Origin of the sequence: Arthrobacter sp. NEB 688, assembly GCF_013201035.1 — a bacterium.
Classification (GTDB): domain Bacteria; phylum Actinomycetota; class Actinomycetes; order Actinomycetales; family Dermatophilaceae; genus Phycicoccus.
Genome location: NZ_CP053707.1, coordinates 1,893,026 through 1,906,702 on the forward strand (window position 1 = coordinate 1,893,026; position 13,677 = coordinate 1,906,702).

The 13,677-nt window shown below is 73.0% G+C and carries 17 protein-coding genes; 9 read left to right on the top strand and 8 right to left on the bottom strand.

Annotated elements, in window-relative coordinates:
* Positions 1–60 precede the first annotated feature (60 nt).
* A complete protein-coding gene (locus tag HL663_RS08960; RefSeq protein WP_173028059.1) occupies positions 61–693 on the top strand; it encodes a sigma-70 family RNA polymerase sigma factor in 633 nt (210 codons plus the stop codon).
* Positions 693–968: a mycothiol system anti-sigma-R factor gene (rsrA, locus tag HL663_RS08965; RefSeq protein WP_173028061.1), complete on the top strand. Its 276-nt coding sequence runs from the start codon at positions 693–695 to the stop codon at positions 966–968. The genes HL663_RS08960 and rsrA overlap by 1 nt, the downstream gene beginning before the upstream one ends.
* 61 nt (positions 969–1,029) lie before the next feature.
* Here the strand turns inward: rsrA and HL663_RS19510 are convergent, their stop codons facing one another.
* On the bottom strand, positions 1,030–1,104 hold the full coding sequence (locus HL663_RS19510; protein ID WP_009775747.1) for a 50S ribosomal protein bL37: 75 nt from the start codon (positions 1,102–1,104) through the stop codon (positions 1,030–1,032).
* Positions 1,105–1,260: 156 nt separating this feature from the next.
* Between HL663_RS19510 and HL663_RS08970 the strand changes: the two genes are divergently transcribed.
* Genes HL663_RS08970 through manA form a run of 4 tightly spaced genes read left to right on the top strand, consistent with a single transcriptional unit; the run spans position 1,261 to position 5,209 of the window.
* Positions 1,261–1,401 (top strand): hypothetical protein, encoded by a 141-nt coding sequence (locus tag HL663_RS08970; protein ID WP_173028063.1) that lies wholly within the window; start codon positions 1,261–1,263, stop codon positions 1,399–1,401.
* A 25-nt stretch (positions 1,402–1,426) separates the two neighbouring features.
* Entirely contained in the window at positions 1,427–2,683 is a 1,257-nt protein-coding gene (locus HL663_RS08975) for an HD-GYP domain-containing protein (RefSeq protein WP_173028065.1), read from the top strand.
* Complete coding sequence (locus tag HL663_RS08980; protein WP_173028067.1) at positions 2,680–4,005, top strand: HD-GYP domain-containing protein; 1,326 nt, start codon at positions 2,680–2,682, stop codon at positions 4,003–4,005. Before HL663_RS08975 ends, HL663_RS08980 begins: the two co-directional genes overlap by 4 nt.
* Positions 4,006–4,054: 49 nt before the next feature.
* Entirely contained in the window at positions 4,055–5,209 is a 1,155-nt protein-coding gene (gene manA / locus HL663_RS08985; protein ID WP_173028069.1) for a mannose-6-phosphate isomerase, class I, read from the top strand.
* 69 nt (positions 5,210–5,278) lie between these two features.
* On the opposite strand, the gene sodN is transcribed toward manA, so the two are convergent.
* From sodN to HL663_RS09010, 5 genes are read right to left on the bottom strand one after another with little or no spacing between them, the layout of a single operon-like run.
* Complete coding sequence (gene sodN, locus HL663_RS08990; RefSeq protein ID WP_030527756.1) at positions 5,279–5,674, bottom strand: superoxide dismutase, Ni; 396 nt, start codon at positions 5,672–5,674, stop codon at positions 5,279–5,281.
* Between the two features lie 46 nt (positions 5,675–5,720).
* A complete protein-coding gene (locus tag HL663_RS08995; protein WP_216842707.1) occupies positions 5,721–6,038 on the bottom strand; it encodes a S24 family peptidase in 318 nt (105 codons plus the stop codon).
* Complete coding sequence (locus HL663_RS09000) at positions 6,035–6,895, bottom strand: amino acid ABC transporter ATP-binding protein (RefSeq protein WP_173028071.1); 861 nt, start codon at positions 6,893–6,895, stop codon at positions 6,035–6,037. Before HL663_RS09000 ends, HL663_RS08995 begins: the two co-directional genes overlap by 4 nt.
* Positions 6,895–7,809: an amino acid ABC transporter permease gene (locus HL663_RS09005; RefSeq protein WP_173028073.1), complete on the bottom strand. Its 915-nt coding sequence runs from the start codon at positions 7,807–7,809 to the stop codon at positions 6,895–6,897. Before HL663_RS09005 ends, HL663_RS09000 begins: the two co-directional genes overlap by 1 nt.
* Positions 7,810–7,811: 2 nt before the next feature.
* A complete protein-coding gene (locus tag HL663_RS09010; RefSeq protein WP_173028075.1) occupies positions 7,812–8,732 on the bottom strand; it encodes an ABC transporter substrate-binding protein in 921 nt (306 codons plus the stop codon).
* Between the two features lie 315 nt (positions 8,733–9,047).
* Between HL663_RS09010 and HL663_RS09015 the strand changes: the two genes are divergently transcribed.
* The gene (locus tag HL663_RS09015; protein WP_173028077.1) at positions 9,048–10,238 is read left to right on the top strand and encodes an NAD(P)-dependent malic enzyme; all 1,191 of its coding nucleotides are present in this window, start codon (positions 9,048–9,050) and stop codon (positions 10,236–10,238) included.
* A 24-nt stretch (positions 10,239–10,262) separates the two neighbouring features.
* Here HL663_RS09015 and rfbC read toward each other — a convergent pair whose 3' ends face one another.
* On the bottom strand, positions 10,263–10,871 hold the full coding sequence (rfbC, locus tag HL663_RS09020; protein ID WP_173028079.1) for a dTDP-4-dehydrorhamnose 3,5-epimerase: 609 nt from the start codon (positions 10,869–10,871) through the stop codon (positions 10,263–10,265).
* The gene (rfbA, locus tag HL663_RS09025; protein ID WP_173028080.1) at positions 10,871–11,749 is read right to left on the bottom strand and encodes a glucose-1-phosphate thymidylyltransferase RfbA; all 879 of its coding nucleotides are present in this window, start codon (positions 11,747–11,749) and stop codon (positions 10,871–10,873) included. The genes rfbC and rfbA overlap by 1 nt, the downstream gene beginning before the upstream one ends.
* Before the next feature lie 54 nt (positions 11,750–11,803).
* Between rfbA and rfbB the strand changes: the two genes are divergently transcribed.
* A complete protein-coding gene (rfbB, locus tag HL663_RS09030) occupies positions 11,804–12,814 on the top strand; it encodes a dTDP-glucose 4,6-dehydratase (RefSeq protein WP_173028081.1) in 1,011 nt (336 codons plus the stop codon).
* A complete protein-coding gene (rfbD, locus tag HL663_RS09035) occupies positions 12,811–13,671 on the top strand; it encodes a dTDP-4-dehydrorhamnose reductase (RefSeq protein WP_173028082.1) in 861 nt (286 codons plus the stop codon). The genes rfbB and rfbD overlap by 4 nt, the downstream gene beginning before the upstream one ends.
* Positions 13,672–13,677: the final 6 nt, after the last annotated feature.

The window sequence follows — 13,677 nt, forward strand, 5'->3', positions numbered from 1 at the left end:
CCACCCGTGTTCGTCCTCGACACCTCGACCCGCCCCCGGGCCCGGATAGGCTGGGAGGCGATGAGCACCCCCCAGACACCCCTCGAGGAGACCTCGCAGGAGGTCGACCTCGCGACCGAGACCCCGCAGGAGCGGCAGGCCCGCTTCGAGCGCGAGGCCATGCCCCTCATGGACCAGCTGTACGCGGCCGCCATGCGGACCACCCGCAACCCGGCCGACGCCGAGGACCTCCTCCAGGAGACCTACGCGAAGGCCTACGCCGCCTTCCACCAGTACCGGCCGGGCACCAACCTCAAGGCGTGGATGTACCGCATCCTCACCAACACCTACATCAACACCTACCGCAAGAAGCAGCGCGAGCCCCAACAGTCCGACGCCGCCGAGGTCGAGGACTACCAGCTGGCCCGGGCCGAGTCGCACACCTCCGCCGGCCTGAAGTCGGCCGAGGCCGCGGCGCTGGAGCACCTGCCCGACACCCAGGTGACCCGGGCGCTCCAGGAGCTCCCCGAGGACTTCCGGCTCGCCGTCTACCTCGCCGACGTCGAGGGCTTCGCGTACAAGGAGATCGCCGAGATCATGGGGACGCCGATCGGCACCGTCATGTCGCGCCTGCACCGCGGGCGCCGCCAGCTGCGCGCGCTGCTCACGGGGTACGCCCGCGAGCGCGGCCTCGTCGGGGCGGAGGTGGAGTGATGGGACACCAGCACGCCGACCACCAGGGCCACGCCGACTGCTCGGAGGTCCTCCACCACATCTACGAGTACCTCGACGGCGAGATGAGCCCCGAGGACGTCAAGCGGGTGGCGACCCACCTCGCGGAGTGCCGTCCGTGCCTCGCCGAGCACGACCTCGACGCCGCGGTCAAGGCCGTCGTCAAGCGCTCCTGCACCGAGTCCGAGACGCCGGCCGCGGTGCGGATGCAGGTCCTCCAGCGCCTCACCGTCGTCCGCGTCGAGCACGAGGACTGACCCCCGGCACGGCGAAGGGCCCGGAGTGCGATGCACTCCGGGCCCTTCCACGTGCGGCGGCTCAGGCGTTGGGCTTGCGGCCGTGGTTGGCCTTGTTGCCCTTGCGCGAGCGGCGCTTGCGGGCGCGCTTGCTCATGGTGACTCCTCGTCCGTGTGGTGCCCAGCGCGACGACACGCGCGGGCGATCTGTCCGTTGCGATTGTCGCACACCACCGCCCGTGAAAGAATTCCGCTTGTCGCGGCCGCCCCGGAGAGCCAGGGCCTCGACATCCACCCTCTGGAAGGACTCATCATGCGCACGTTCCGTACTCTCGCCGCCGCCGCGCTCCTCGCTGCTCTCGCCACGATCACCGCCACGGGGACCGCGTCCGCGGCGCCGACCGACGGTTCGCAGCAGACCGTCATGGTCTCGAAGGGCTCCTGGAGCTGGTGACCTCGAGCGCTCCGGGGCGGCGCCGATGAGCGAAGCGCCTCGGGAGCGTCGGTCCACGAGGGCCGCGACCGCCGCGTACATCGCGGCGGTCGCGGCTCTCGCCGTCGCGCTCGGGGTCTGGTCGGGCCTGCGGTACGGGCTGCCCGACCCCGTGGCCCTCCTCGTCTTCCTCCTGTTCGCCGTGCTGCAGGTGCTGCTGCCCGACGCCGTCGTCGAGGGCCGCGTCCGGGTCTCCCTGTCGGGCGTGATCCTCGTGGCCGGTCAGGCCATCGTCGGTCCGGCCGGCGTCGCGGTCATCGGTGCGCTGCTGGGCGCCATCCAGTACAAGAAGGCCCCGCTGCGCAACCGCATCTTCAACACGGCCCAGTTCTCGCTGCACGGTGTCGTCGGCGGGATCGTCTTCCTCGTCGTCGGGGGCACGACCGACCCCGACAGCCTGCGGGACGTGGGCGCCATCGTCGTCGGCCTGGCGGTCCCCCTCCTCCTCGCCGACCTGGCGCAGGCGGTGACGAACCTCCTCGCCGTCGTCGGGGTGATGCGCGTGGCCGAGGGGATCCCCATGCGTCCCCAGGCGCTCGCCGTGGCGCGAGGCACCGGTCTGGCCCACATCGGGTACACCGCGATCGCCCTCATCATGGTCGTCCTCTGGAAGCCCGCGGGTCTCGGTCCCGCGGCGGCGGTCATCGCCCTCGCACCGCTCGTGGTCGCGCAGTGGGCCTACCGCCAGCACGCCGAGGAGCTCGAGGGCCAGCGCCGGGCGCTCGAGGTGCTCGTCGCCGCCCTCGAGGCCAAGGTGCCGCACCTGAGCGGTCACAGCGCGCGGGTCGCCGAGCTGAGCGCCCACATGGCCGAGCACCTCGGCCTGCGGCCCCAGCAGGTCGCCGACACCCGGGTCGCCGGGATGCTCCACGACCTCGGTCAGACCAGCCTGCCCACTCGGACCGCGCGGGGCATCGACCTCACCGGCGCGAGCGTCGACCTGGAGTACCCGGAACGGGGAGCCGCGATGCTCGACGACCTCCACTTCCTCCACGGCGCCCTGGACCCCATCCGGCGGCACCGGGCCGCCCTCGGGAGCACCGACGAGGCGACGCTCCTCGCGCGGATCGTCGGCGTGGCCGACGCCTACGACGTCCTGACGCAGGTCGGTGTGCCCGGGGGCCACCTCGAGGCGCCGACCCGAGCCCGCGAGATCGTGCTCGCCGCGGTGGTGGACCCGGAGATCTCCCGTGCCCTCGACCACGCGCTCACCCGCCGGGGCGACGGCGGTGGGCGCCGGTGAGGCCGCTCGTGCGCCGCCCCGCCCACGCGGCGGCCACCGTCGTCCTCCTCCTCGGGGCGCTGGCCGTGCTGCGGGGGCTGCTCGCGGCGGGGTGGGAGCTGCCGACGCTGCTCGCGACCCACGGCGAGACCCTGCTCGTCGTCGTGGCCTGCGTGGCCCTCGGCGAGCTGGCCCGGATCCGGATGCCGAGCGGCCGCGAGACCGCGCCCCTGTCGTCGGCCGCCGCGATGAGCGCGGTCTTCCTCGGGCCGGTCTTCGGGGAGCCGCGCTTCGACGTCCAGGCCGGGCTCGTCGTCCTCGTCGTCGCGGCGGGGCTGCTCCTCGCCGCGGGCTACCGGCGGCTGCGGCAGCGGCCCGCGGGGACCCCGGTCCTCGCGGCGCGCGTCGTCGGCGTCGCGGTGGCGGCCTTCCTCACCCGTGACTGGGGCGACCCCACCCTCTGGCAGGCGCAGGTCGACCCCACGGTGCCCCGGGCCGTCGTGGCCCTCGTCATGGGGCTCGTGGCCGCCGTCGGCCTGTGCACCGAGCTCGTCCTCGTCGCGGCGGCCCGGGCGGAGCGGCAGCGCACGCCGTGGTCGGCCGCCGTGCGCGACGAGCTGGGCGAGGCCGCACCGCTCACGCTCGCCGTCGTCGTGACCGGCCCGATGGTGGCCCTCATGGCCCCCGTCCTCGGCCTGCTCGCGCTGCCGCTGGCCCTCTTCCCGCTCGCGATGGCCTACACGGCCGTGCGCCAGTACATCCGCAACCGCGCGACCAACCGCCAGCTCATCGCGACGCTGTCGCACCTCACCGAGCACGGCGGGTACACCCCGGAGCACCACGCCGAGCGGGTGGCCCAGACCTCGGTCCGGGTCGGGCGGGTGCTCGGGCTGGGGGAGCGCCAGCTGCGCGACCTCGAGTTCGCCGCGCTGTTGCACGACCTCGGCCAGATCTCGCTCCTCGACCCCATCCCGGACGGCGCGACGGTGCTCGCCGCACCGGCCGACCAGCGCTCGATCGCGCTCGAGGGCGGCCGCATCATCCGCCGGGCCGAGATCTTCGAGGACGTCGCGGACTACGTCGAGGGGCAGACCATCCCCTACCGGATGGTCCGCGAGCTCGGCGAGGACGTGCCGATGGCGAGCCGGATCATCAAGTGCGCCAACGCGTACGACGACCTCACCGGGGGCTCGGTCGACCCCGCGCTGGTCGACGCGGCGATGGAGCGCATCCACCTCGGCCTCGGCTACGAGTACGACCCCGACGTCGTCGACGCCCTGACCCGCATCGTCGAGGACGGCGCCGTGGGGCGGGTCGGCGAGCGCCGGGGCGGCGCCCGGTAGAGTCGACCGATCCCGCCGCCGCGCCGGCAGCGCCGACCCGAAGGACCCCGTGGACCGCCTCACCCCTGTCGTCTTCAACGACGCGTGGGGCTCCCACGTCGCCATCGCGAGCCTCCAGGGCCGCTCGATCCCCACGCCGCTGCCCGAGTCCGAGCTGTGGATGGGCGCGCACGAGAGCGGTCCCGCCGGCACCGACCGCGAGGGAGCCCCGGACCTGGCGTCCGTCGTCGCCGCCGACCCGGTGCGCGAGCTCGGGGACGCCTGCGTGCAGCGGCACGGCGCGCGGCTGCCGTTCCTGCTCAAGGTCCTCGCCCCGGGGCGCGCCATCTCGATCCAGGTCCACCCGAGCGCCGCGCAGGCTTCCCAGCTGCGGGCCCTGACCGGCGACGCGGTGTACGTCGACGACTCGGCCAAGCCCGAGCTGCTCCTCGCCGTCGCCCCGTTCGAGATCTTCGTCGGGATGCGCTCGGCGGACGAGGTCGCCGAGATCGCCCGCCGGCTCGCCGTGCCCGGGTTCTCGCGGGCCGTCGAGGCCGCGCGCGGCGCCGAGGACCCGTGCCACGCCGTCCTCGCCGGGGTCCTCGCGACGCCGCCGGTCGAGGTCCCGTCGCTGACGCGCGAGGTCGTCGCCGCCTGCCTGCGGATGTCCGAGGACGAGGACGAGATCGGCACCGCTGCGGCGGCCGTCGTCGCCCGCGCCGAGGAGCACCCGGACGACATCGGCCTCGTCGTCCTCCTCCTCATGCACCACCGCGTGCTGCGGCCGGGGGAGTACATCGACGTCGCCGCCGGGGTCCTCCACTCGTACGTGCACGGGCTCGGCATCGAGGTGCTCGCCAACTCCGACAACGTCGTCCGGGCCGGGCTCACCTCCAAGGAGGTCAACGTCGCCGAGCTGCTGCGCATCGTCGACCCGGCCGCCGACGGCGTCGCCGGGCGCGGGGTGGCGCTGGCCGACGGCGTCGAGGTCTACCCCGGCGCCTCCGACCGCTTCCTCCTGCACCGGGTCCGGCCCGGCCGCCGCCTGCCCGGCGGGGACGGGCCGCGGCTGGTGTTCTGCCTGCGGGGGCGGGTCCTCCTGCGCTCCGCCGCCGGCGAGCTCGAGCTCGGCGACACCGGGTCGGCCTTCCTCCCGCACACCGAGGGTCCGGTCGACCTCGAGGGCGCCGGCGAGGTCTACGTCGTCACCGTCCCCGGCCTCTGAGCACCCCCCGGACGTGACGACGGCGGGTGCCCCGGGAGGGGCACCCGCCGTCGACGGGAGGCAGGAGGCTCAGGCCTTCTTGGTCTCCGCGAAGATCGTCGCGATCTCGTCGATCTTGGCGAGCAGCTCGTCGGCCTTCGCCGCGTCGAGCTCGCCCTTGGTACCGGAGGCGCCGGCCAGCTTGGTGGCCTCGTTGAAGAGGGTGTGCAGCTGGGGGTACTTCTCGAAGTGCGGGGCCTTGAAGTAGTCGGTCCACAGCACCCAGAGGTGGTGCTTGACGAGCTCCGAGCGCTGCTCCTTGATGAGGATGGCGCGGGTGCGGAAGTCGGGGTCGTCGTTGTCGGCGACCTTGGCGATGATCGCCTTGATCGACTCGGCCTCGATGCGGGCCTGGGCGGGGTCGTAGACGCCGCACGGCAGGTCGCAGTGGGCCGAGACCTCGGTGACGCGGAACAGGGACAGCATGTGGGTCACTCCTGATCAGAATGGGGGACGCGCGGTCGTCCTCAACCTACCCCAGGGGGCGCCACACCAACCCGGCCACCACCGCGAGGACGTCGTCGCCGGCGAGGGATCCGACGTCGAAGGACGTGACCCCCTCGGCCGGGTTGTCCGAGTCCACCCACCAGCGCTGCGGGGCGTCCGGGTCGGGGCCGGTCAGGCGCTTGACCGCGAGCGGGCGCGGTCGCCCGTCGGCGTCCGGCGGCAGGCGCACGACGTGGGCGCGGCCGGGCCGCGGGCGCAGCCCCCGCAGCACGAGGAGGACGTCACCGTCGCGGTAGGTCGGGAGCATCGAGCGCCCGCGGACGCGGACGAGCGCCGGCCTCACGGCTCCTGCGGGACGTCGCCGAGCGCGGCGACCCCGGCGGTGACCGCCTCGGTGACCGCCTGGGCGTGGGCCTCCTCCTCCTGGCGCATCCGGGAGAGGAAGGCGCGGGTGCGCCCGTGCTGCGGGTTGCCGATGACCTGGCTCGGGGGGCCCTCCTCGACGACGACGCCGCCGTCCATGAAGACGACACGATCGGCTACCTCGCGGGCGAAGCCCATCTCGTGGGTGACGACGATCATCGTCATGCCCTTGCGGGCGAGGTCGCGCATCACCTTGAGGACCTCGCCGACGAGCTCGGGGTCCAGCGCCGAGGTCGGCTCGTCGAAGAGCATGAGCTTGGGCTCCATCGCGAGCGCACGAGCGATGGCCACGCGCTGCTGCTGGCCGCCGGAGAGCTGGCTCGGGTACGCGGACGGCTTGTCCTGCAGCCCGACCTGCTCGAGGAGCTCGTGCGCGCGGGCCTCCGCGGTGCGGCGGTCCTCGCCCTTGACCTGCATCGGCGCCTCGACGACGTTCTCGAGGACCGTCTTGTGCGGGAAGAGGTTGAAGCGCTGGAAGCACATCCCGATGTCGCGGCGCTGGGCGGCGATCCGCTTCTCGGTCAGGCGGTAGAGGGTGCCGCCGCGGTCGTCGTAGCCCATGAGGTCGCCGTCGACCCAGATCCGCCCGCCGTCGATGGTCTCGAGCTGGTTGATGCAGCGCAGGAAGGTCGTCTTGCCGGACCCGGAGGGGCCGAGGAGCACCACGACCTCGCCGGCGCGCACGTCGAGGTCGATGCCCTTGAGCACCTCGTTGCCGTGGAAGGACTTGGTGACGTTGACGGCGTGGACGAGGGGGGCGTCCGAGGCGGCGGGCATCAGTGGTCGGCTCCGATCTCGGTGAACTTCTGCTTCGTGGCCTTCGGGGTCGGGCCGTAGCCGCGGCCGAAGTACCGCTCGAGCCAGGACTGGCCGACCATGAGGATGGTGCAGACGATGAGGTACCAGAGCGTCGCGGCCATGAGGCCGGGCATGATCTTGAAGGCGCGGGAGCCGAAGAACGTCGCCTGGTAGTAGAGCTCGATCGTGATGTTGGCCGCGATGAAGAGCGAGGTGTCCTTGACCATCGCGATCGTCTCGTTGCCGGTCGGCGGCACGATGACGCGCATCGCCTGGGGGAGCACGATGCGGCGCATCGTCCTGCCGGGCGCCATGCCGAGGGCCTGGGCCGCCTCGGCCTGCCCGCGGTCGACCGACAGGATGCCGGCGCGCGCGATCTCGGCCATGTAGGCGGCCTCCGAGAGGCCGAGGGCGATGCCGCCGATGAGGACCGTGCTCGACCACGCGCTGTAGTCGATCGTCGCGAAGTGGATGCTGGAGAACGGGATCCCGACGTCGAACTTGTTGAGGTACAGGTAGCCGAACCCGACCGCGAAGAGCGACAGGAGCACGTAGCGGGGGATCGCGCGGAAGAACCACGTGTAGGCGAAGGCCACGCCGCGCAGGACGGGGTTCTCCGACATCCGCATGATCGCCAGGAGGACACCGAGGAGGACGCCGATGGCCATCGCGATGACCGTGCCGAGGATGGTGCCCATCCACAGCCCGTTGACCACCGACTTCTGCTGCATGATCTGGAACGTGTAGGCCCAGTCCCAGCGCTCGTTGGTGACGAACGAGTTGACGAGCATCGCGACGAGGACCCCGATGACGGCGACCGCGACCCAGCGTCCGGGGTGCCGGACCGGCCGGGCGTCGATCGCGCCCGGCCGGTCGGCGGTGGTGTCGGTCATGGTCAGCCGACGGAGGGGTTGACCGCGAAGTCGGTGATCGCGCCGCCGTCGGTCTTCCACTTCGTGAGGATGTCCTTGTAGGTGCCGTCGGCCTCGAGCTGCTTGAGGGCCTCGACGATGGCCGCGCCGAACTCGGTCTGGTCCTTCGGGAGGACGTAGCCGTAGGGAGCCGAGTCGTACTGCTCGCCGAGGAGCTCGAGCGTGCCACCGGTCGCGTCGACCGCGGCGATGGCCGGGGGCAGGTCGACGAGCATGGCGTCGGCCTTGCCGGACTGCACCATCGCGGTGACCTTCGCCTGGTCGCCGTCGACGAGGGCGTTGATGGCGGGCTTGCCGGCGTCGGTGCATGCCTTGTCGCGGGCCGGCAGGTCGGTGTCGGCCTGGACGGTGCCCTTCTGGACGGCGACGTTGAGGCCGCACGCGTTGTCCGGGTCGACCTTCTTCGGGTTGCCCTTCTGGGTGACCCACTGCGTGCCGGCGCTGAAGTAGCTGACCATCGTCGCCTGCTGCTCGCGCTCGGCGTTGACCGTGAAGCTGGAGACGCCGACGTCGTACTTGCCGCTCTGCACGCCGAGGATGATCGAGTCGAAGGCCGAGGGCTGCCACTCGGTCTTGACGCCGAACTTCGCCATGACCGCGTCGAAGAGGTCGACGTCCATCCCGATGACCGTCTGGCCGTCGGAGTCGAGGTACTCGTTCGGCTGGTAGGTGGCGTCGGTGCCGATGACGACCTTGCCCGCGCTCTTGATCTTCTCGGGGAGCTTGGCGGCCAGCGCCGGGTCGACGCTGGGGGCCGGCGCCGAGGAGCCCGCCGGGGCCGACGTGGTGCTGCCGCCCGTCGAGAGCGAGTCGGAGCCACAGGCCGAGAGGGCGAGGGCGGTCGTGGCGAGAGCGGCGACGGCGATCGCACGGGTGCGGAGCATGCTGGTCCTTTCACGGGTGCCTGACCCCGTGTGGGGGCCCGGCCGAGAGGGTGTGCAGGTGATCCTGCCACCGGAGCGTGCGACGTGCGTCACGCCCGGGTAACTATCCGGGCGTGTCCGGGACCCCGCACCGCGACGTGCGTCACACGCCGAACCCTCGGCCGCAGGAGGCCGCTGTGCCATGATGAGTGCCCTCCGGCGGACACCCCCGCCGTGCGCGACCCCCGCAGACGCACCCATCCCTGCGGGCCGCAGCACCCCTCTCCCGCACGCTGTCCGCTCGCGTGCGTCCCGCCTCCCTCCCGAGGAGCCATCGTGTCCGCGTCCCCCGTCCTGCCGTCCTTCGACCCGGAGAGCCCGGTCTTCCGCGCTCACGAGGGCGGGAAGCTGGGGGTACACGCCACGCAGCCGCTGCGCGGTCGCGACGACCTCTCGCTCCTGTACACGCCGGGCGTGGCGGAGGTGTCCCTCGCCATCGCCGCCGACCCGACGCTCTCGACGCGCTACACGGCCCGCGGCAACACGGTGGCCGTCATCAGCGACGGCACCGCCGTCCTCGGGCTCGGTGACATCGGGCCGCTCGGGGCGATGCCGGTCATGGAGGGCAAGGCGGTGCTGTTCAAGCACTTCGCCGGCATCGACGCCGTGCCCGTCGTCATGGAGACCGGCACCGTCGAGGAGCTCGTCGAGGCGATCGCCCGCATCGCGCCGAGCTACGGCGGCATCAACCTCGAGGACATCTCGGCGCCGCGCTGCTTCGAGATCGAGGAGCAGCTCAAGGAGCGCCTCGACATCCCCGTCTTCCACGACGACCAGCACGGCACGGCGATCGTCGTGCTCGCCGGCCTGCACAACGCGGTCCGCGTGCTCGACCGGCGCCTCGAGGACCTGCGGGTCGTCGTGGCCGGGGCCGGTGCGGCGGGGGTGGCGGTGACCCGCCTCCTCCAGCGCGCCGGGGTGCGCGACGTGGTCGTCTGCGACTCGCGCGGGATCGTCCACGCCGGGCGCCAGGACCTCTCGGAGCACAAGCAGCGGCTCGCCCTGTCGACGAACCCGCGCGGCCTCACCGGCTCGCTCGGGACGGCGCTCGAGGGCGCCGACTGCTACGTCGGAGTCTCCGGGGGCACGGTGCCCGAGGAGCAGGTCGCGGCGATGGCGCCGGACGCGATCGTCTTCGCCCTCGCGAACCCCACGCCCGAGGTGCACCCGGACGTCGCGCACCGGCACGCCGCGGTCGTCGCGACCGGCCGCTCGGACTTCCCGAACCAGATCAACAACGTCCTCGCCTTCCCCGGCATCTTCCGCGGGGCGCTCGACGCCGGCGCGAGCCGGATCACGGAGGCGATGAAGCTGGCCGCGGCCCGCGCCATCGCCGACATGGTCCCCGAGCCGACCGCCGACCGGATCGTGCCGTCGGTGTTCGAGCCGGGGGTCGCCGACGCGGTGGCCGAGGCCGTGCGCCGGCTGGCGCCCACCCGGACGGCGCGGGAGCGCGGCCGGGGCTGAGCGACCGCGGCCGGCCCGCCGCGCTCAGCGCGCGCGGCGGGCGAGGTCGGCGGCGTGCGCCCGGCAGGCGTCCCACGTCGGCAGCCGGCCCGAGTCCACCGCCTCCGCCAGGCGTGGGGCGCTCGCGTCCTCGCGGGAGAGCAGGGGCGTCGGGCCGAGCGGCCAGTCGATCCCGAGGTCCGGGTCGAGCGGGTTCACGCGGTGCTCGGCCGCCGGGTCGTACGCCGCGGTGCACAGGTACACGGCGGTCGTGTCGTCCTCGAGGGCGCAGAAGCCGTGCCCCAGCCCCTCGGAGAGGTAGACCGCCCGGCGGTCCTCCGTGTCGAGGCGGACGGACTCCCACCGGCCGAAGGTGGGTGAGCCCGTGCGCAGGTCGACGACGACGTCGAGGAGCGCTCCGGAGAGGACCGTGACGTACTTCGCCTGCCCCGGTGGCACGTCCGCGAGGTGGATGCCGCGCACCGTGCCCCGCGAGGACACCGACACGTTCGTCTGCACGACGTCCGGGCGGTGGCCGAGGTGCTCGGCGAGGACGTCGCCGCGGAAGGACTCGAGGAACAGTCCCCGGTCGTCGCGGTGCTGGCGGGGCGTGACGACGAACGCTCCCTCGATCCCGAGCGGCGTGACCTCCATCAGCGGGCGTCCTTGCCACGCGCGAGGCACGCGTGGAGGTAGCCGCCGTACCCGGACCGGACGAGCTCGTCGCCGAGCGCCGCGAGCTGCTCGTCGGTGATCCAGCCCGCGCGCCAGGCGATCTCCTCGACGCAGCCGACCTTGTGCCCCTGGCGGGCCTCGACCACGTGGACGTACTGCCCGGCGTCCATCAGGCCCTCGAAGGTGCCGGTGTCGAGCCACGCCGTCCCGCGCGGGAGGACGGTGACGGTGAGGTCGCCGCGCCGCAGGTAGGCGTCGTTCACCGCGGTGATCTCGAGCTCGCCGCGCGCGCTCGGGGTCAGCGAGCGCGCGATCTCGACGACGTCGTTGTCGTAGAAGTACAGGCCCGGCACGGCGTAGCTGCTCAGCGGGTGCTCGGGCTTCTCCTCGATCGAGAGGACCGTGCCGTCGTCGCCGAACTCGACGACCCCGTAGGCCTCGGGGTTGCTCACGTGGTAGGCGAAGATGTGGCCGCCGCGGACGTCGGTGAGCTCGCGCAGCGCGCGGCCCAGTCCGGTGCCGTGGAAGACGTTGTCGCCGAGGACGAGCGCGACCGGCTCGGTGCCGATGAAGTCCGCGCCGATGACGAACGCCTGCGCGAGGCCCTCCGGTCGGGGCTGCACGGCGTACTCCAGCGAGATGCCCCAGCGCGACCCGTCGCCGAGCAGGCGCCGGAACTGGTCGACGTCCTCGGGGGTCGTGATGACGAGCACCTCGCGGATGCCGGCCATCATGAGCGTCGACAGCGGGTAGTAGACCATCGGCTTGTCGTAGACGGGCATCAGCTGCTTGGACACCCCGAGCGTGATGGGGTGCAGGCGGGTGCCGGAACCCCCGGCCAGGACGATGCCCTTCATGGCAGGGACCCTATCCACCACGGCCCTCCACCACCGACAAGTAGCCTGTCGCGCATGAAGGCACTCGTCACCGGGGGCGCCGGCTTCATCGGCAGCAACTTCGTGCACCGCACGCTGCAGACGCGGCCCGACACCGACGTCACGGTGCTCGACGCGCTGACCTACGCGGGCTCCACGACCTCGCTCGACGGGGTGCTCGACCGGGTCCGGTTCGTCGAGGGGGACGTCGCCGACGCGGGGCTCGTCGACCGGCTCGTGCGGGAGGCCGACGTCGTCGTGCACTTCGCGGCCGAGTCGCACAACGACAACTCGCTGCTCGATCCCGGCCCGTTCGTGCGGACCAACGTCGTCGGGACCTTCACGCTCCTCGAGGCGGTGCGCGCCCACGGGGTCCGCTACCACCACGTCTCGACCGACGAGGTGTACGGGGACCTCGAGCTCGACGACCCCGAGCGCTTCACCGAGCGCACGCCGTACAACCCCAGCTCCCCGTACAGCGCGACCAAGGCGGGCTCGGACCTCCTCGTCCGTGCGTGGGTGCGCTCCTTCGGCCTGCGCGCGACGATCTCGAACTGCTCGAACAACTACGGTCCGCGCCAGCACGTCGAGAAGTTCATCCCGCGCCAGATCACGAACGTCATCGACGGGGTGCGGCCCAAGCTCTACGGCGCGGGGCTCAACGTCCGCGACTGGATCCACGTCGACGACCACAACGACGCGGTGTGGGCGGTCGTCGACCGGGGTGAGGCCGGCGAGACCTACCTCGTGGGCGCCGACGGCGAGGTCGGCAACCTCGAGGTCGTCCGGCTCGTCCTCGAGCTCATGGGCGAGGACCCGGACGGCTTCGACCAGGTGACCGACCGGGCGGGCCACGACCTGCGCTACGCCATCGACGCGACCCGGCTGCGCACGGAGCTCGGGTGGTCGCCGCACTACGCGTCCTTCCGCGACGGGCTCGCCGCGACCATCGACTGGTACCGCGCGAACGAGGCCTGGTGGCGCCCGCAGAAGGAGGCCACCGAGGCGAGGTACGCCCGCACCCAGCAGGTGCTGGGTCGCCGATGACGCGCTGGCTCGTCGTCGGCGCCGCCGGGATGCTCGGCACGGACCTCGTCGAGGTCCTCACGGCCCGCGGGCACGAGGTCTCCGGGGCCGACCTGCCGGACGTCGACATCCTCGACCCGGGCTCGTGCGCCGCGGCCGTCCGGGGCGTCGACGTCGTCGTCAACTGCGCCGCGTACACGGCGGTCGACGCCGCGGAGACCGACGAGGCGAGGGCCTTCGCGGTCAACGCCGTGGGCGCGGCGAACCTCGCCCGCGCGGTGGCGTCCGCGGGCGGCTCGCTCGTGCACCTCTCGACCGACTACGTCGTCGCGGGCGACGGCACGCAGCCGTGGCCGGCCGACGCCCCCGTCGCCCCGGCGTCGGCCTACGGACGCACGAAGGCCGCGGGGGAGTGGGCCGTGCGGGCCGAGTGCCCCCGGGCCTGGGTCGTGCGGACCGCCTGGCTCTACGGCGCGCACGGGCGCAGCATCCCCGCCACCGTCGCGCGGCTGGCGCGCGAGCGCGAGACCTTCGGGTTCGTCGCCGACCAGGTCGGCCAGCCGACGTGGACGGTCGACCTCGCCGAGGGCATCGCCCGCATCGTCGAGGCCGGTGCGCCGTACGGGACCTGGCACGGCACCAGCGCCGGTCAGACCTCGTGGTTCGGGCTCGCGCGGGCCGTGCTCGAGGAGCTCGGCCAGGACCCCGACCGGGTCGTGCCGATCGGCACCGACGCCTACCCGCTTCCGGCGCCGCGCCCCCCGTACAGCGTCCTCGCGCACGACATGTGGGCCGAGCACGGGCTCGAGCCGCTGCCGCACTGGCGTGACGCACTCCACCGGGCGGCGCCCGCCCTGTTCGCGGAGCAGCCTCGGTAGGGTCGG